We start from the raw sequence: 18,884 nt of genomic DNA, 5'->3' as shown, positions 1-18,884 counted from the left end.
GTTAGTTTAGAAAAAAAAGACAAATTATACATCACACAAATTATACCTTACAATTTGACCCAGTGGTTAAAGTTAACCGTCTGTCGTCATTGTTTTGATCGCCACCACTTAAACGAACAATGTCAATCAAAATGTCCGGTTTTGGCAAAATATTTTTGGCATGGCTTGCCCATTCTATAATTACCAGTGAATTTGGTTCATCAAAATACTCAAAAAATCCAATAAAATTCAATTCTTCTGGATCGGTTAAGCGGTATAAATCTGCATGATAAACTGGTTTTATCGTATGGTTTTGGATAATTTGATAGGCTTCAACCAAGGTATAAGTTGGACTTTTTACCACCCCATCATGTCCAAGGGCTTGTAGCAAATAACGCGTAAATGTGGTTTTACCCGCTCCCAAATCGCCTGATAGCCAAATTGAACCTGTTGGATTGGTTTTGGCAAGCATTGTCGCAAAATTTTTGGTGTCGGTTTCATTTTTTAAGATAAGCGTTTGGTTTTGCATAATTATTCGTTTTAGGTTGTTTTTAGTTAAAGGTTTTTGGTTAAAGTTTGGCATTGACAACTTGAGCTTTGACAAGAGGGTTGACAAATTTTTCACCCTGTAACAATTTTTCATACATCTTCGGATCGCTCCATTCTGCTTTTACCTGATCGCTAAAGGCAAACTCTGTCAAATGCAGTTTACCCATTTGTTCATTATCCACATCATACTCAAAACACTGGGCGTAGCCTGTGGCAGTTTCGTGCACAATGACCGAATACACCTTAACCAAACTTTCGCCGTTTTGCATTTGAGTTTGCTTTAAAATATGCCTCGCCCAAAAGAAAATCACCCGACTAAACTGTTCAGCAGATGGTGATACAGGCAAACTTACCCAGCGCGCGGAGAAATTTTTACACGCACGGATATACTCACTGTCATCTTTATTCCAAAATGTAATGGCATGATCAAAACTGTCAATCATATCCTTAATAGACGATTTTAACAAGCCAAAATCATAAACCATCTGTCCATTGTCAAGAGCGTAAGCCTCCAAAATCAACTCAACTTGGTAGCTGTGTCCGTGAATGGAGAACTTACAGCGATCAGAACTACAATTACGCACGATATGGGCGTTTTCAAATTTAAAAAGTTTACGGATACGCATGGTTTTTTCTGCTTTTTGTTACAATGTTTAACGGTGGTTTCATCGTATTATAAAGTGTTTTGTTAAAATCGGCTATTTTAAATTTAAAATTTTTTATCAATTTTGTGATTGATTTTTCAAAGTTTGGTTAATTTATGTTACCATACTCTTATTTATTGGTTTATTTTAAATATTGACAAGGTATAATCATGATAACGGTTTTACTGATTGATGATCACGATTTGGTGCGTATGGGTATTAGTCGCATGTTGGCAGACAGCTTAGATATTCGCGTGGTGGGTGAAGCAGACAATGGCGAAACAGGACTTAGTTTGGCCAGAAAACTTAATCCAAATGTCATACTCCTAGATGTCAATATGCCAAATATGGACGGTCTTGAAGTTACCAAGCGCCTTATGCAAATTGACAAAAACAATAAAATTTTGGCAGTGAGCAGCCTTGTCAATAAGCCCTATCCATCGCTACTAATTAAAGCAGGAGTGAGTGGCTATATCACCAAAGGCACCCCACTTGATGAAATGATAAAAGCCATAAAAAAAGTAGCCCAAGGCAACCGTTATTTTAGTGCTGACGTGGCAGAGCAGCTTGCAGATATGTTGGTTTCTAACAAAAATCAATCACCGTTTGATTTATTAAGCGAACGCGAAATGCAAGTTGCTATGATGGTGGTAAATTGCCACAGCCCTCAACAAATCGCCGATCAATTGTTTGTAAGTGTGAAAACCATTAACACTTATCGCTATCGGATTTTTGAAAAGCTAAACATTGACAGTGATGTAAAACTTACTCATTTGGCAATGCGACATGGTTTAATTCAAGCCAATTGATTGTTAATAAAACCTAAAAACTTACTAAAAAATATACTTAAAAAACTCACCCAATTTCACCAAGCACGCTTCAAGTGATACATTATGATTACCAACCCAATTTTTTTGTCCATTTTTAACAATGAATTACAAAAGAATAAAACCAAACGCCTCGGTATGATTTATAACTTTTATCGGGTGATTATCGCGTTATTTTTTAGCCTAAATTTTATCATTGCAGTCAAAAAAAGCAACCAAGATCTGTTGGTTATCATGAATTTATTGCCAACTTTTGGATATTTGTTGTTTGCAATTGGCATTGTGCTTGTTTATCATTTTTATCCACGCAATTTATTATTAATGTTTGGTTTGATGATAGATTTTATTGCCCTATCTATCATGTTGTATTTTAGCGGTGGCTCTGACTTACAGATTATTTTGTTGTTTTTTGTCCAAGTCGCCTCGTCGTTTATGCTGGTAAGCAGTCATCAGGCAACTTTGTTAACGTTATTTGCCATTAGCCTTGTGATGTATCAACAGTTTTATCAACCGTTAAAAGGTGATTTAAATTACAGTTTACTTAATGAAATTGGCTTGATGACGGCAAGTTTTATCATTGTGGCTTATCTAAGTGATAGTTTGTCAAAACGCGTCAAACAAATTGAGGCCTTATCCGAACGCCAAATTACCGAGGTCAATGTGGTAAACAGCATTAACAAAAAAATCGTACAAATCATTGAACAAGGCGTTATGGTAGTTTCGCATGATTTAGAAGTGCTCATTGCCAATGACAACTTTATCAAACAATTACAATTGCCCAGCAATATTGAAAACTTTTCTTTAACCAACATTTCAACCGAACTTGCCAATTTGATTAAACCTTATATCAAAGAACACGAAGAAACATTAATTTTTCGCCAACACAAGCACGAAACGAACAAAAATATCCAAATTTTTACCGACTATCGTTTACGCATTACCCAGTTAGAAAAAAATTTGGCCTTGATTTTGGTAGAAGATTTGCGCCGCGAACAAGCCCACGCCCAGCAGCTAAAACTTGCATCGCTTGGACAATTGACTGCCAGTATCGCCCACGAAATTCGCAACCCCCTGGCATCTATTAGTTATGCCAGTGAAATGCTCATAGAAGACGCCCATGACACAAATAGCCCCTTATCAGATGATAATCTTGAACTGTATCAGACCATTTTTCAACAAACAATTCGAGTCAACAAAATCATTGAAGATGTGCTAAAACTTTCACGCCAAAAAAAACCGAACCAAATTTATATTGAACCTAAAACCTGGCTGCCTGTTTTTTTAAAAGAAAATTTTATCGATCAAGACATAGAATTACACTGTCATACCGACAATGGTTTTTTGTTTGACAATTATCAACTGGAACAAGTACTGGTAAATCTGATTAAAAACGGTTTGCGTTTTAGCAAAAAATTACACGCACACGCCTTTGTTGATCTTGATGTATACGATGCAGGCAAATTTATTCACCTTGATGTGATTGATTTGGGAGCTGGCGTGGCTGAAAATCATATTCAAGATTTGTTTAACCCATTTTTTACCACAGATAATGATGGCACAGGGCTTGGCTTGTATTTATCACAAGCGTTTTGCCAGGCCAATCATGCCGATTTGGAATATGTGATAGAACATGAACACACCTGTTTTCGTATTATTTGCAACAAAAAATTTATCCGTTCGGTGTTTAAATAACGATAGGCTTGTTTGTATAACACAAAACAAACAATAAATATTTTGTAATATGAAAAAAAAATTGCTATAGTCAATTCCCCTTGTTAAAATTGTATTGGGCTTACACAAAAACACACAAAAGCTTAATCAACATTGAAAACAAGTTGTCAAAAACAAGTTATCAAAAATAAGTTGTTACAAAAACCCATTATTTTTAAGGATTACTTATGAAAAGCAATCAAGTATTAGAAAATCTTAAAAAAAAATACGCCCATGAACCTGAATTTATCCAAGCGGTAGAAGAATTATTAGAAGACATCGCCGCTATGTATGACAATCATGACAAATACCAAGCCGTTAACGTGTTAAGCCGTATCACAGAACCCGATCGCGTGTTTAGTTTTCGGGTAAACTGGGAAGATGACAAGGGCAATGTACAAGTCAACCGTGGGTGGCGCGTGCAGTTTAACAATGCGTTAGGGCCTTATAAAGGTGGCTTGCGTTTTCACCCAACCGTTAATCCATCGGTGTTAAAATTTTTAGGATTTGAGCAAATTTTTAAAAATGCCTTAACAGGTTTGCCAATGGGCGGTGCAAAAGGCGGTTCTGATTTTGATCCAAAAGGCAAATCCGACAGTGAAATTCGCCGCTTTTGCTATGCGTTTATGCGTGAACTCGCTCCGTTTATCGGATCGGACACAGATGTTCCTGCAGGTGATATCGGTGTGGGCGGACGTGAAATTAACTACATGTTTGCTATGTACAAAAACCTAACTCGCGAATGGACAGGCGTGCTAACAGGCAAAGGTGTAGGTCATGGTGGTAGTCTTATCCGCACCGAAGCAACCGGTTACGGCCTTGTGTATTTTCTAGACAACATGCTAAAAACTGACAATGACTGCTTAACAGGCAAAACCGTGCTTATCTCTGGGGCGGGCAATGTGGCAACCTACGCAGCCAAAAAAGTTACCGAACTGGGCGGTATCGTGGTTACCCTATCAGATTCAACCGGTACGCTATATGACAAAAACGGCTTAACTCAAGAAAAAATAGACTGGGTTATTGAACAAAAAGCCAATCGTAAAGCACTAAAAGATTATGTAAAAGCCTTTGGTGGTGAGTGGATTGAAAGCTCTCGTCCTTGGCATATCAAAGCAGACATAGCTTTGCCTTGTGCCACTCAAAATGAAATTAACGGCGATGATGCAAAAAACTTGGTAAAAAATGGGGTGAAATACGTTGCTGAAGGAGCAAACATGCCAAGCGATGCCGATGCAATTGGCATCTTCCAAAAAAATGGGGTGAAATACGCCCCTGGTAAAGCATCAAACGCAGGGGGCGTGGCGGTTTCTGGGTTGGAAATGTCGCAAAATTCAGTGCGCCAGTACAGCACATTTGCACAACTGGATCACCAATTACAAGACACCATGAAAAATATTCATGAAGCCTGTGTACAGTATGGCAAAACTGATGACGGTCAAATTGACTATAAAAAAGGTGCAAACATCGCAGGCTTTAGCCGTGTTGCCGATGCCTTGGTAAATTATGGTACATTGTAATTTAACAATCAGATGATCGCACAAAAACCCCTTGTAATTAAGGGGTTTTTACATTTATAGTTTTACATTTACAGTTAAGCTATTTTTGACTTGTTGGATCAATCAATTAAAATTTAAGCAATTAAAATTTAAGTAAAACGACGCATGCTTAAGTTTGCTATGATGTTTTCTGCATCTTGCCAACGGGTTTTTGAATCCGGTGCACCAAGCAATACCACAATTGATGGACGTCCATTTACCGTTGTTTCAAACATCACACAGTTGCCCGCTTCGCGAATAAAACCCGTTTTAGAAAAACCAATATTATACAAGCCATCACGCACCATATAATTGGTACTGCGTGCTGCAATGCTGCGAAAACCCGATGCGGTATTGTTTACATAAAATTCACGGTTTGGCGTGGTGCTAAACTGGCTAATCAAATTATGTTTGTATGCATGACGTGCCAAAATTGCCAAATCGCGTGGTGATGCTACGTTACGAGCATCAAGCCCTGATGGATCATAAAATACGGTTTGAGTCATACCAAGCTCACGGGCTTTTTGGTTCATTTTATTCATAAAACCATCATAACCAAAAGGATCGGTACGTGCCAAAGCTTTAGCCGCAGGGTTTTCTGACTTCATCAACATCATCAGCAGCATTTCAGCACGGTTTAATTGATCGCCAACTTTTAAGCGATCGCTGTTTGATTTTTTTGGGGTTTTAAAATCTAGCCAATCAATGGTTAAAATATCGTCCATGCCCGCTCTGGATTCTGATACCACAAGTGCGGTCATTACCTTGGTGATAGATGCAATTGGGCGTGCAATATCGGCATTTTTTTCATAAATAACCTGCCCTGTCAATGCGTCCAATACCAATGCTCCTGCTGAATTGGCATAGTAGTAGTTGCTTGGATTGTTCCAATTGGCGTTGTCTAAGTTGGTAGAATTGTATTGATTGTTAGAGGAAGGCTGTGTGGTGATGGTTTGAACAGTGCGGGTGGTGGTTGCCAAGCTGCTATTGTGATACATGACTGCTTTGGCTTGATCCAAGCTGTCTTGACCGCCCCAACTGATTTTTGCTTGTCCTGATTGTAGCGACAATTCTGCATGACTTGCACCAGCAGCAACCAAACCTGCAACCAAAGCACCTACGCCCAACGTTTTTTTTAGCAATGTTTTCATAAGGAACTCGCTTGTAATAACTAAGAATTAATTTTAATACCAATCTTTTAATACCAATCATGGTGAGATTTTTAACAAAACAAAACCGCGTTTTAGGGCAATCCGTTTTTGTTGTATGATTTTTACCAAACAACACTAAATGCTCCTAGCAAATTTAGCCATCATTTGGGGTAGATGCGTATCCATCAAGACCTAATCCATGTCTATATCAAAAAACGCAAATTTGTTCAATTTAGATTGTTTTATATTGTAACGAGTGTGTTTTAACAAATCAACAACCAAATTGATAAATAATAAAATTTTATCTAAAATTTAAGGATAATTATTACAATTTTTTAACTTATTTTTACATTGATCATTGCTGCCTTGTTTGTTGTTTGATAAGTTTGTTGTTTGATAAGTTACTTGTTTTCCATACGATACAATCCATGCAAATTTGCCAACAAAATAGATGCAATCACGCCCCCAATGCACAAAAATACCAAATACAACGCAGGAGCTAAGGTTAATTTGGTTATCATAAAGCCCAGCATAATCGGCGTTAACACACCCGTCCCAGCATAGGCCAAATTATAACCCATCGATATGCCTGTACATCGAACTTTGGCAGGGAATAAACCTACACAAATGCTTGGTACAACCCCAATCACACCAATAAAAAAGCCAAATATCACATAATAAAGCAACAAAAAATCACCCATATGTGCCAAATGATAAAAAACAGCACGCTCGTAATTGCAAGCAACAAACACCCTACACCAAACACCTTGCCTGCATTTAATCGATCGGATAAATAACCAAACATGACTGCACCAAGACTTGCAAATAAAATCGCCAGTCCATTGGCTATCATAATTTCACTGTTTGACACATCAAAATAATTTATCGCTAAATTTGGCAACAATAAAAACCCAATCAAATACACACTGGAACTAAACCATGACAGCACAAAAGTCATAGTTAAGCCATAACGGTATTTTTTTAACACGCTTAACACAGGCAGTTTTGGCAACAACTCACCTTTTTGTTTGGCATTTAGCCACAGCGGTGTTTCAGTCAAACGATAACGCAAAAAAACTGTAATCAGCGACCCTAACGCTCCCACAATAAACGGTATTCGCCAACCAAAACGATACATCTGCTCAAAAGTCAGCACCGCCGATAAGCTCGTTGCACTAATACTTGCTACCAATGCAGACACCACCAATACCGCAATCATAAGCCCACTTGCAAGACCTGTTTGCCAACGCGGTACTTGCTCAAGCATATACACCCACGAAATTGGCAACTCCGAACCAATACCAACACCTTGCAATAACCGCATTAACACAAACAGCCCAATTGCCCAAACCCCAATCACATCATAAGTTGGCATAAGCCCAATCACAAGCGTGGAAAAAGTCATACTAAACAGACTGTATAGCATGACTTTTTTGCGTCCCAAACGATCAGCAATATCCGCCAATATCAACCCACCCAATGGCCGCGATGTATAACCTACAATCACCAATGCCAAAAAACCAAAACTTTTTAAGTCATTGTCTAAGTCTTTTGGAAAAAACGCATGCACAATTGCATCATAAAAGAAAAAATACACAATAAAATTAAAACAGGTAAAAAAACCCGCCCAAGCAACCAATGCAATAATTTGGCGTTCACGAGCATGCAGCACTCGCAATTCTTCATTGATATTTGAAAAAAATGGCATAATAGTTGACACCGATGCGTTTTAATTTAACTTATTGTTAAGTTTAATTGTTTGTTAAGTATTGTTTGTTAAATTTAATTGGTTACTAAATTAAATTTAGTAAGTTTAGCTTTTAAAACCGTTAATTTTTCATTAATCACAGCAACCACAATCACAGCAACCACTGAATGGGCAACAGCGAAAACACACTTATCCATAAGTTATTTGCCAAGGATAAACGCGGCTCGTTATTTTTGGTGATAACAACTTTTTGCAACGCCAACGTATCTTCGTCTAAAGTTTGCCAAACCAGTTGATCATCTGCCCCAAAACCCAAACGATACGCCACATTTAGCAGTTCATCATCAAAAATTGCATGAAGGGCTTTTGCCAATGCACTGTCATAAATCACCACGCCAAGCTCCGTGTTAATATGAGCCGATCGCGGATCAACATTATAAGAACCAATAAATGCCAAACGATCATCTACTGCAAACGCTTTGGTATGTAGGCTTGTGCTAATTTCGTTACGGCGCAAACTTGGTTTTTTTATACGCAAATCAGCATCAGCGCTGGATTTTAGTTCATACAATCGCACGCCTGCACGCAGCATAAGCAAACGTGCTTTGCTATAGCCTGTATGCACAATTGGTACATCGGTTGAGTCAAAAGAATTGGTTAAAACCGTAACTTTCACCCCATCATTGACAAGCTGATTAAGCTCAGCAACCCCTTGATTGGTCGGCACAAAATATGACGAAATGACGGTAAACTTTTTTTTCGGTGTGCCAATTGTGTTGCGTAATTGAGTAACCAAACGGCTCGACTCGTCATCTTTTTTGGTTAATTTTGTAACGTTATCGGCAAAAAAATCAATCTTTTTCCAACGCAGTGGCAATTTGCCTGTGATTAATAATTTATCAATACTAACCGCGGTTTTTACCGTATGTTTGGTTAATTCATTGTTAGGACTACAATTTTGTTGACAATTAGGCAATTGGTAAAATTTGGCAGAAGTAAGCCATGGGTTGGCAAGTTTTGGTTGGTAAATTTTATCCAAACTTGCCAAAAACCGTTGCTTAGGGCTTGGATTTTTGGCATTTGGATTGGTTGTATTCATCATCTTATACGGATAAACCAAAGTTTCAATGTCATACGCCATCTCCGATTGCCAATAACGCTCAAAACTTTCGCTAATACTGTCAACCACTTTGCCTGCCAACAACACATCAAGGTCAGAAAATTCATTGTTCGTATCACTGCGTAAATATTCATTGCCAATATTTCGCCCACCAATAATAGACAATTGTTTGTCAAAAGTCATGCTTTTATTGTGCATGCGTCGGTGATAACGTGGCATACCAAGCACAAAATTAATCGGACGTACAGCACGGATAATTTTTGGATTAATCAGACGCACTGCAATATTCGGATGCCCAGAAAAAGCCAACAACAGTTGGTCAAGTTTGCCATCGGTATTTAAATCATCGAGCAACAAACGCACCTTTACCCCACGATTTGCCACATCGTACAGTTGTTTTAACATCAACTGCCCTGCTTCATCGTTATTCCAAATATAGTATTGAATGTCAATGCTGTGCTTGGCATAGTTTGTAAGCAAACTGCGCGAGGCCAGCGCATCGCGACTGGTGATGATCGGATAATAACCTGAAAGCTCTGAATGATTGGGTTTGGTATTGCTAATTTTAGTTAACAAGTGTTGATTGTTTGGCTGTTTATTCTTGGTTGGCGTTAAAGTCAGTGCCGTTGAAACGCTTAAATGCGGCTGTTTTGGCAAGGGCTGACAAGCACTTAACACTGGCAAAAGAACCAATATTGGCAAAAAAAATGTGAATAAAATTGGCAAAAATAGGCGCGGTTGCATCATTGGGCTAAGTTTATTCACAGTCAATCATCTCAAGTTTAGCAAAAAATTTGGCAAAAATGCTAAAAAATGGCTAAGTTTAGCAATTTCACACACAATTCGCCACTAAGTTTGGAATGTTAGATTGTAATTTTTTGTTAAGCCAGTTGATTGTTGAAATTAATTGTTGAAATTTTTACAAAATTTAAGTTTACAGTTATTCACTTTTTGTAGTTTTTAGGGTAAAATGCAAAGGCAAGTTTAACCGTTGTACACTTTTTTATCCAATACATTGTTTTTTACCCAATACATTCAATTTAGGGCAATTTTATGACTCACTCCCATTCTGATTTTGATCATGCACCGATTAATTGGGTGCCTGCGATTGTGCTGATTAGTACACCGATCGTGGCATTATTTTTAGTGCCGTATTATCTATGGACTCATAGCATAAGTTGGCAAGTATGGGCAGTGTTTGGATTTTGTATGGCATGGTCAGGCCTTAGCATTACCGCGGGCTATCACCGCTTATGGGCACATCGCTCGTATCAAGCGCACCCTTTGGTAAAGTGGTTTTGGCTAATTGGCGGTACGTTTAGTATGCAAAGTTCGGTGTTTGATTGGTGTTCAGGACATCGCATGCATCACCGCCATGTAGATGATACCGAGCAAGATCCTTACTCTGCCAAGCGTGGTTTTTGGTTTTCGCATTTGGGTTGGATGCTACGCAATTATCCAAGCGGACAGTTTGATTACAAAAACATTCCTGATTTAACTGCTGATAAAGTATTGCAAATTCAACACAAATATTACGGATTTTGGACAGTGCTTGCCAACTTTGGTATTCCGATGTTGCTTGGTTGGTTGGTTGGAGATGTGGTTGGTGCGTTGATTTTAGCAGGTTTATTGCGTTTGGTATTAAGTCATCATTTTACCTTTTTTATCAATTCACTGTGTCATATGTTTGGTACACGACCGTACACTGATAGCAATACCGCACGCGACAATGCGATTTTGGCAATTTTTACCTGGGGCGAGGGTTATCACAATTATCACCACTATTTCCAATACGATTACCGCAATGGCGTTAAATGGTGGCAATACGATCCGACCAAATGGATTATTTACGGATTGTCAAAAGTTGGTTTGGCAAAGGAATTAAAACGCGTACCTGAAGTGGCTATCCAGCACGCCCAAGCTGAAATGCGCTTTAAACAGGCACAAAGCCAAATTGATAATTTTAAAGGCAACCTAACCACTGAATTTCAATTATTTAAAGAAAAAATTCAACAAGAACAACAAGCCTTCAAACAAACCTTACTAGAATGGCAAAATCTAAAAACTCAAGCAATTGAACTGAAAAAAACCGAATTTGCCCAACGCTTACACGAAGCAGATGAAAAATTAAAAGAACAATTTTTGCAAATTGAACAAAAACTCAAGTGGCATAGCACCCAAGTAGAACGAGCACTAAGTCATTGGAATACAGGAAAAATGAAAAACGCTTAACCAAACATTTTACCAAAACTAAAATAAACCGTTATCACATTAACGGTTTATTTTTTTAAGCAACACTTTTTTGCAAGTATTTAGCTTTAAGCAATTATTTGGCTTTAAGCAACTATTTGGCTTTAAACATTGGCAATTTGCTGTTTTCTAATGTTGCCAACACATCTGGCATTTTATCCACTGCGGTATCTACGGCTGTTTTTAACAAATTTTGGCTAACTTGAGCAAAACCTAGTTTTTCTGCAAGGGTTGGTTTTTTACGCGTATGTAAAGCATAGACTTGGTGATTTTTTAGCAAATCTAACAAATAACTGTCCGATGTTTGTAATTTATCCACCAATTTTAGCCCAATGGCATCTTCACCATACCACGTTTCGCCTGTAGCAACTTTGTCAAGTTCAAGCTGTGGGCGGTATTTGGTAACAAAATCTTGGAATAGTTGGTGAGTTTGTTCCAATTCTTGTTGAAATTTTTGTTTATCTTCGGCATCATTTTTACCAAAAACAGTTACGGTGCGTTTGTATTTACCCGCGGTAAACACATTCATATCCACATCGTGTTTTTGTAAAAAATCATAAAAATTTGGCACTTGCGCCACAACACCGATAGAACCTACCACCGCAAACGGAGCACACACAATTTTGTCAGCCACGCACGCCATCATATAACCGCCACTGGCTGCAACCTTATCCACGCATACAGTTAGGTACAACCCTGCTTCTTTAATTCTAGCCAACTGGGCGGCCGCCAATCCATAACCATGCACCATACCGCCCGGCGACTCCAAGCGAACCACAACCTCATCACCCTGATTGGCTGTGGATAAAATCACGCTAATTTCTTCGCGCAGTTGTTGTGTGTCACTCGCCTTAATATCACCATGAAAATCAAGCACATACACATTATTAGGTTTGTCTTTATTTTTGGCAAGTTTTGCTGTGTCTTTTAAGATTTGTTTAACAAATTGTTTAACTGCTTTTTTATTGGCAATTTCTAACATCAGTTGCTGTTTGTGCTGATTTTGCACTTTGTTTAAATGGGTGATTTTAAGTTCAGTTGGTTGTTTTTGCGATTGAAATAGCATGTTTATTCCTGTTTTGTTGTTCAATGTTTGTTGTTAAATGTTTAGTACTAAATGCTTGTTGTTAAATATTGGTTGTTAAATATTGGTTGTTAAATGCTGTTAAATTTATCAAAAATATTCTTTATAATAACGACGATTTTTTTTATTTCAATCATCAGCTGTTTTTTATTTTTTGGTTTTTAACAAGCCAATTGGATTAAAACTTGCACAAGCCACCCAAAAAAGGCATAATACACGTTTAATTTTTCTTTATTTTTTTGGATTAATATTCATGATGCGTACACATTATTGCGGTAGTATTACCGAAGAGCTTGTAGGACAAACCGTTACCACTGTAGGCTGGGTGCATCGCCGTCGCGATCACAGTCATGTTATCTTTTTTGATTTACGCGATCGCGATGGATTGCTTCAAGTTATTGTTGAAAAAGAAGATGATCCTGCCCTTTACGAAGCAGCAGGCAAAATGCGTAACGAGTACATCTTGCAAATCACAGGCAAAGTGCGTATGCGTGATGAAAGTGCGTTTAACCTTGATCACAAAAGTGGTAAAATTGAATTGGTTGCCGAAAAAATCAGCATTGTCGCTGAATCTGAAACCCCACCTTTTCCTTTAAACGATGATTTTATTACCGTTTCTGAAGACATTCGCTTAAAATATCGTTTCTTAGACATTCGCCGTCCTGAAATGCTTGAACGTTTGCGTTTTCGCTCAAAAGTAACAACTTTAATCCGTAATTACCTTGACGATCATGGTTTTTTGGACGTAGAAACCCCCATTTTAACCCGTGCCACTCCTGAAGGTGCGCGTGATTATCTTGTGCCTAGCCGTGTATCCAATGGTGATTTTTACGCTCTGCCCCAATCACCACAATTGTTTAAGCAATTGTTAATGGTGGGTGGCATTGACCGATATTACCAAATTGCCAAATGTTTTCGTGATGAGGATTTGCGTGCTGACCGTCAACCAGAATTCACCCAAATTGACATCGAAACCTCATTTCTTGATGACAATGACATCATGGATCTGATGGAGGGCATGACGGTTAAACTTTTTGATGAGTTGTTGGGGGTAACATTTGACAAATTCCAACGTATGCCTTATGCAGAGGCTATGCGTGATTATGCCTCTGATAAGCCTGATTTACGCATTCCTATGAAACTGATTGACGTCGCTGACATCATGCAAAACGTGGAATTTAAAGTTTTTTCAGCCCCTGCCAATGATCCAAAAGGGCGTGTGGTTGCCTTGCGTGTACCAAATGGCAGCGAACTAACTCGCAAACAAATTGATGAATACACCAAATTTGTTGGCATTTATGGAGCAAAAGGCTTAGCCTACATCAAAGTCAATGATGCAAGCAATATCAACAACGGCGTGGATAAAGAGTCAGGCTTACAATCTCCGATTATCAAAAACATGACTGATGACGTATTGGTAGAATTGATAAAACGCACCGAAGCCAAAACAGGTGATATTATTTTCTTTGGAGCGGATAAAGCCAAAATCGTCAATGATGCGATGGGGGCATTGCGTGTCAAAATTGGCCATGATTTAAACATGGCAACTTGTGCATGGGCACCGCTTTGGGTGGTTGATTTTCCGATGTTTGAAGAAACCGATGATGGTAAATGGACTTCGGTACATCACCCCTTTACCAAGCCAAAAGGCAGCGTTGCAGAAATGAAAAACAGCCCAGCAACCGCCCTTTCTGTTGCTTATGACATGGTATTAAACGGTACAGAAATCGGAGGCGGATCACTTCGTATCAATACATTAGACATGCAAAAAGCCGTGTTTGAGGCCTTAGGTATTGATGAATCAGAAGCCGAAGAAAAATTTTCATTCTTACTAAATGCGTTAAAATACGGTGCACCGCCACACGGAGGTTTGGCATTTGGCCTTGACCGTTTGGTTATGTTAATGACAGGAGCAAGCTCTATCCGCGACGTCATCGCTTTTCCTAAGACCAAAACCGCCGATTGTCCACTCACCGAAGCCCCTGCCCAAGTGGATAACAAACAATTACGCGAATTAGGCATTCGTGTGCGTGAAAAAGAGAAAAAAGCTGATTAATTAATTTAAAAGTTGGTTTAAATTATGTTAGTTAATCTCTCTGAATGATGTACTCGCTATTATTTTCACTATTAAAAGTCATGCCCTTGTGGTTTTTATCCGCATTGGCATGGTTTTTATCATGGGTATTGGTATTGTTTAAAAACTCAAGCCTGTATCGCAGTATTAATATCAACCTTATGTTGGTTAACCCCACCCAAAAAGATGACGAACGCAAGCAATTGGTTACAAAAGCTCTGTATAATCAGTTAAATAACACCTTTATCAGTGCCAAAACGTGGATCATGCCAACCAATTGGGCAATCAACCAAATCAGCCAAGTTCACAATCAAGCCATTTTACAAAACGCTTTAAAAAATCCAAACGGCATGCTTGCTATCGTGCCACACATCGGTGCGTGGGAGATGATGAATGCGTGGCTCAATGGTTTTGGCAATCCGACCATCATGTACAAACCCTTACACAACAAGCAAGTTGATCGCATTATCCGTAAAGGCCGCGAACGCTTAAATGCCACTTTAGTACCAACCGATGCCAGTGGTGTCAAAGCAATTTTTAAAACCTTAAAAAACGGCGGATTTAGCATCATTTTACCCGACCATGTACCCGATAAAAACGGCGGCGTGATTGTGCCGTTTTTTGGCATACCAACACTGACGGGGACGCTGACTGCCAAACTTGCCAGTAAAACGCAGTGCAGCTTGGTGGGTTTGGCATGCGTACAAAAAAATGACGGCTTTCATATATTTTGTTACGATTTAACCGATAAAAATCTATACCATAACGACAGCAAAATTGCCACCAAAGCCCTAAACGACGCCATGCAAATGATGATAAACGAGCATTTTGATGAATATATGTGGGGCTATCGCAGATTTAAACACACGCCAATTGCCGAAAATCTGTATCTGCTAGATTTTGATACAATTTTACAACAACGCTTGGCAATAGACTTAGCAATAAGAGACACCCAATGACCGATGCCATCAACCAAGAAATCAGCCAAAAAACCAAGCAAGCAACGAGCGACAACCGCTACATCATCTGCATGAAATGGGGCAAAAAATATCCCGCAGAATACGTCAACCGCCTTTACAATATGGTAACAAAAAACCTCACCCTACCCTTTGAGATGATTTGCCTAACCGATGACAGTACAGGCATTGACCCTAGGGTAACTTGCTATCCCATTCCCACACTAAACCTACCGCCAAATTTGCCCGCTAATTTACCCGAGAGAGGATGGAAAAAACTCACCACGTTTAAACCTGACTTATACGGTTTAAAAGGCACGGCTTTATTTTTAGACATTGACATTGTCATTGTGGCAAATATTGACTGTTTTTTTCACCATAAGGCAAAACATGATGACAGCGTGATGATTATCCGTGATTGGAAAAAACCTTGGCGTATGGTTGGCAATTCATCTGTGTATCGCTTTAAGGTTGGCTACAATACTTATCCAAATCTGCTTAATTATTTTGAGCAAAATTTTGACAAAATCCGCCGTGAAGTTCGGCATGAACAAGCGTTTTTATCCAATTATTTGCGTGAGCACCACCACCTTGAATATTGGGATAAATCTTGGTGCGTAAGTTTCAAATACCAATGCGTACAGCCGTTTCCTTTAAGTTTTACAACCCCGCCAATATTGCCAAAAAATGCCAAAATGGTGATTTTTCACGGTGAAGTCAACCCGCCAGATGCCATCATCGGCAAAACGGGCAAATGGTATCGCAAAATACTGCCTACGCCGTGGATTACAGAGTTTTGGCGGTAAATTTTTGAAAGTTTTGGCATAAGAAATTTATCATCGATTTGTTTTTGAGTTGTTGTTAAAATGCGTAAACTCATACACACCATTGTTTTCTTTTATCTTTTTTATCATACAACCCAACTCGATATCATCGCCTTTTGCATAAATGGTGGGACTGTTTTTAGCAATGTCGGTAAAAAATTTTATTTTATCCCATTCTAAAACTGCAATATTTTCATCAAGCCTTGCTATTTCTTCATTTATGGCTTGCGTTTGCACAATGATACGACCGAGTTCACTTTCAAGATTATCCACTTTTTCTTTATGAATGTTCATATCGCGCTCAAAAGTTAAATGATTGTCTTGCATGTTTTTAATCTTTTGCTTTTGATCTTCTATAGCATCTTGTACTGCGATAAATGATTTTACATTTTCTACATTTGATTTGTCTTTTTGTTCGCGTTCATTGGCAATTTGTTGTAATTCAAGCAATTTGCTTTGTTCGTTTTCCATGCGTTTTTGGCGTGCCATCGCATCTTCGTATTGACTTTCGTAAATACGCTTGACCTCAAACAACTCTTGTTCCACTTGGTTTTTTCTATCCTCTAACAGTTGTTTATCAAGATGTTTTTCTTGCATAAGCCTTTGTTTATAATCACGCGTCTGATCTAAAGCATTACCAACCCGCTCTTTTTTCTCACCTGTTACCTTAAATTCATAACTGCTGTTTTGTAATTCTTTGGCGTGATGTTCATCATATGCCTTTTCGCTTTCTTTGAGTTTTTGTTGCTCAAGCTCAGCTTGCAATGCTGCTTGTTTTATTTTTTCTTTGTGTTCGGCATCGTCTTTTAGGCGTTGGTTTTTGGTTTGGGCGTAATGAATGGCAATTTTTTCAAATGTCTGTGGCATCGGATCGGTTGGAATGCGAGTGCTTTTTTCATTTTCAAGCAAATAATCATCATAATTGCCTTCTTTGTAATTTCTCCATGCTTCTTGTAAGCGTGATGAGTAATACATTTTAAGTGAATACGGCTGTAACAATTTGGATAAAATTAAAATCACACCCAACAATATTAAAAAGCCATTTACACCCCATTCGATATTTTGAAAAGCAGGCTGAGTTTTTAATTTTTGGATAGAGTTTGCACGAAAAAGCGGACTGTCTTTGACGATAAAAATGCCAAAACTTTCCAAAGTTTTAGTGTCATCTTGGATAATGGCATTATCCAAACGAGTTTTGGTGTTGGCTAATTGTTCTTTTAGCTGTTCAAATTCAGCACTTGCAGCAGCAAGTTCAGCCTCAATACTTTGGGCTACCACGCCTTTGCCATATCCTGTGCCACGTTTGCCACTAAGTTCTTGTTGCAGTTTTTCATTAATTTCGCGAACATGGTTTTCTTGTTCGCTAATTTTTTGCTCTATTTTGCCAAGAGTTTCTTCTTTGGCTTTTTCTATACTGTCTTGATATTGAACTTGTATTTCTTTTTCAATATCTGCTTTAAAGACTAACTGGGTCAAAAACGGAGCAGTAATACGCAAAGATACTACCACGATAACCAATCGTATAGCAAAAATAAATATGCTCTTATTTTTTTTAATTAATTGTACAAGAAAAATAAATGTATTCTTCTTTTCTTTTGAATCATACTCCTCTCCTTCTAAAACTTTGGCGTGTTCTTCACCCATCATATCTTGCGTTATCATGGTGCGATCAAAAAACCAAAATAACAAAAAAACAAAGATACCAAGCGCAGCCCTACCTAAGATTGGATTATCAGGTGTAAAACTGCTGCCAAAATGCCCCCATGCAAAACCCTCAGACAAGGCAGCAAGCGACACAATCACCGCAATCGCACTTAAGTGCTTTGCACCATCTGAATCTAACAGATTGCTCCCATAAGTCTTAAAAGTTAAAAAATACCAAATTTTCTTCAACATTTTCTTCAACATAATAATTACTCAATCTACAATATTAAACATCTTTGCACCAAAATCTCTATTACCCACCACAATAGAAATGATATATTTGCCCTTTGGAGTATTTTTCGGGTGAAACCCCCAACAAGTATAAATCTGATTATCTTCGCTGATTAACTTTTTGGTAAATGCAATTGTATTTTTGTTTAAATACATTTTATTTATTATGGCTTGTTGATCATTATTTAGCGATTGACCGGTAAATTCACCTTGATAAGGCATGTTGATAATTTCTAGAGATTGATATACACCATCATATGCAAGGTTATAAACACTCCAACACAACATATCACCGTTTTTCACAGACAGGTTAAAATTATTTTTTGTTTTGTCGCTTTTTCTATTAATCACCTCAAAGAAAATTTTAGGTTGATTTAATTGTTGGTAATAATAAGCATCTCGGGCATTGTCGCGTTGAGCTTGCTCCATTCCGCGCTGATACGCTCCAAACAGATCAGGAATGTAAATAGCAAACGCAGATTGGCTAAACAATATGGTGCAAAATAGCACGGTTAAATATGGTTTATTTTTCATC

16 protein-coding genes are annotated in these 18,884 nt (G+C 38.3%); 7 read left to right on the top strand and 9 right to left on the bottom strand.

The annotated features are described in order from the left end of the window. Window positions 1-40: 40 nt before the first annotated feature. Together tsaE and MOMA_RS05990 are read right to left on the bottom strand one after the other, a co-directional pair. Window positions 41-508 (bottom strand): tRNA (adenosine(37)-N6)-threonylcarbamoyltransferase complex ATPase subunit type 1 TsaE, encoded by a 468-nt coding sequence (tsaE, locus tag MOMA_RS05995; protein WP_040625246.1) that lies wholly within the window; start codon window positions 506-508, stop codon window positions 41-43. A 40-nt stretch (window positions 509-548) separates the two neighbouring features. Then, the gene (locus MOMA_RS05990) at window positions 549-1,154 is read right to left on the bottom strand and encodes a 6-pyruvoyl trahydropterin synthase family protein (RefSeq protein ID WP_009501585.1); all 606 of its coding nucleotides are present in this window, start codon (window positions 1,152-1,154) and stop codon (window positions 549-551) included. Window positions 1,155-1,342: 188 nt separating this feature from the next. On the opposite strand from MOMA_RS05990, the gene MOMA_RS05985 reads away from it, so the two are divergent. The 3 genes from MOMA_RS05985 (at window position 1,343) to gdhA (ending at window position 5,229) form a co-directional block, all read left to right on the top strand. Continuing rightward, the gene (locus MOMA_RS05985) at window positions 1,343-1,981 is read left to right on the top strand and encodes a response regulator (protein ID WP_009501584.1); all 639 of its coding nucleotides are present in this window, start codon (window positions 1,343-1,345) and stop codon (window positions 1,979-1,981) included. An 84-nt stretch (window positions 1,982-2,065) separates the two neighbouring features. Continuing rightward, window positions 2,066-3,691 carry a sensor histidine kinase gene (locus MOMA_RS05980; RefSeq protein ID WP_009501583.1) on the top strand — a complete coding sequence of 542 codons (1,626 nt, stop codon included), beginning with the start codon at window positions 2,066-2,068 and terminating at the stop codon, window positions 3,689-3,691. Window positions 3,692-3,897: 206 nt separating this feature from the next. Then, window positions 3,898-5,229: an NADP-specific glutamate dehydrogenase gene (gdhA, locus tag MOMA_RS05975; RefSeq protein WP_009501582.1), complete on the top strand. Its 1,332-nt coding sequence runs from the start codon at window positions 3,898-3,900 to the stop codon at window positions 5,227-5,229. Window positions 5,230-5,357: 128 nt separating this feature from the next. Here the strand turns inward: gdhA and MOMA_RS05970 are convergent, their stop codons facing one another. The 4 genes from MOMA_RS05970 to MOMA_RS05960 all read right to left on the bottom strand — a co-directional run bounded on the left by MOMA_RS05970 (window position 5,358) and on the right by MOMA_RS05960 (window position 9,991). Beyond that, window positions 5,358-6,398, bottom strand: coding sequence for a D-alanyl-D-alanine carboxypeptidase family protein (locus MOMA_RS05970; protein ID WP_009501581.1), 1,041 nt, complete (start codon window positions 6,396-6,398; stop codon window positions 5,358-5,360). Between the two features lie 401 nt (window positions 6,399-6,799). After that, a complete protein-coding gene (locus tag MOMA_RS09910; protein WP_202593253.1) occupies window positions 6,800-6,979 on the bottom strand; it encodes a hypothetical protein in 180 nt (59 codons plus the stop codon). Between the two features lie 89 nt (window positions 6,980-7,068). After that, window positions 7,069-8,106, bottom strand: a complete 1,038-nt coding sequence (locus MOMA_RS05965) for an MFS transporter (RefSeq protein ID WP_009501579.1) — start codon at window positions 8,104-8,106, stop codon at window positions 7,069-7,071. Window positions 8,107-8,257: 151 nt separating this feature from the next. Next, a complete protein-coding gene (locus MOMA_RS05960) occupies window positions 8,258-9,991 on the bottom strand; it encodes a phospholipase D family protein (protein WP_009501578.1) in 1,734 nt (577 codons plus the stop codon). A 288-nt stretch (window positions 9,992-10,279) separates the two neighbouring features. Between MOMA_RS05960 and MOMA_RS05955 the strand changes: the two genes are divergently transcribed. Then, window positions 10,280-11,458, top strand: coding sequence for a fatty acid desaturase (locus tag MOMA_RS05955; protein ID WP_009501577.1), 1,179 nt, complete (start codon window positions 10,280-10,282; stop codon window positions 11,456-11,458). A 112-nt stretch (window positions 11,459-11,570) separates the two neighbouring features. On the opposite strand, the gene sohB is transcribed toward MOMA_RS05955, so the two are convergent. After that, window positions 11,571-12,542 carry a protease SohB gene (sohB, locus tag MOMA_RS05950; RefSeq protein WP_009501576.1) on the bottom strand — a complete coding sequence of 324 codons (972 nt, stop codon included), beginning with the start codon at window positions 12,540-12,542 and terminating at the stop codon, window positions 11,571-11,573. A 271-nt stretch (window positions 12,543-12,813) separates the two neighbouring features. Here sohB and aspS point away from each other — a divergent pair, with 271 nt between their 5' ends. From aspS to MOMA_RS05935, 3 genes are read left to right on the top strand one after another with little or no spacing between them, the layout of a single operon-like run. Beyond that, on the top strand, window positions 12,814-14,616 hold the full coding sequence (aspS, locus tag MOMA_RS05945; RefSeq protein WP_202593252.1) for an aspartate--tRNA ligase: 1,803 nt from the start codon (window positions 12,814-12,816) through the stop codon (window positions 14,614-14,616). A gap of 44 nt (window positions 14,617-14,660) precedes the next feature. Next, on the top strand, window positions 14,661-15,593 hold the full coding sequence (locus MOMA_RS05940; RefSeq protein WP_051012739.1) for a lysophospholipid acyltransferase family protein: 933 nt from the start codon (window positions 14,661-14,663) through the stop codon (window positions 15,591-15,593). Then, window positions 15,590-16,396, top strand: a complete 807-nt coding sequence (locus MOMA_RS05935; protein WP_009501573.1) for a hypothetical protein — start codon at window positions 15,590-15,592, stop codon at window positions 16,394-16,396. The genes MOMA_RS05940 and MOMA_RS05935 overlap by 4 nt, the downstream gene beginning before the upstream one ends. Before the next feature lie 30 nt (window positions 16,397-16,426). Here MOMA_RS05935 and MOMA_RS05930 read toward each other — a convergent pair whose 3' ends face one another. Beyond that, the gene (locus MOMA_RS05930) at window positions 16,427-18,310 is read right to left on the bottom strand and encodes a DUF4407 domain-containing protein (protein ID WP_009501572.1); all 1,884 of its coding nucleotides are present in this window, start codon (window positions 18,308-18,310) and stop codon (window positions 16,427-16,429) included. A 21-nt stretch (window positions 18,311-18,331) separates the two neighbouring features. Beyond that, entirely contained in the window at window positions 18,332-18,883 is a 552-nt protein-coding gene (locus MOMA_RS05925) for a hypothetical protein (protein ID WP_009501571.1), read from the bottom strand. Window position 18,884: the final 1 nt, after the last annotated feature.

Source organism: Moraxella macacae 0408225, from assembly GCF_000320365.1.
GTDB lineage: Bacteria > Pseudomonadota > Gammaproteobacteria > Pseudomonadales > Moraxellaceae > Faucicola > Faucicola macacae.
Note: the sequence above shows the minus strand (reverse complement) of the source record. Positions and strands in the feature narration are given on the sequence as shown.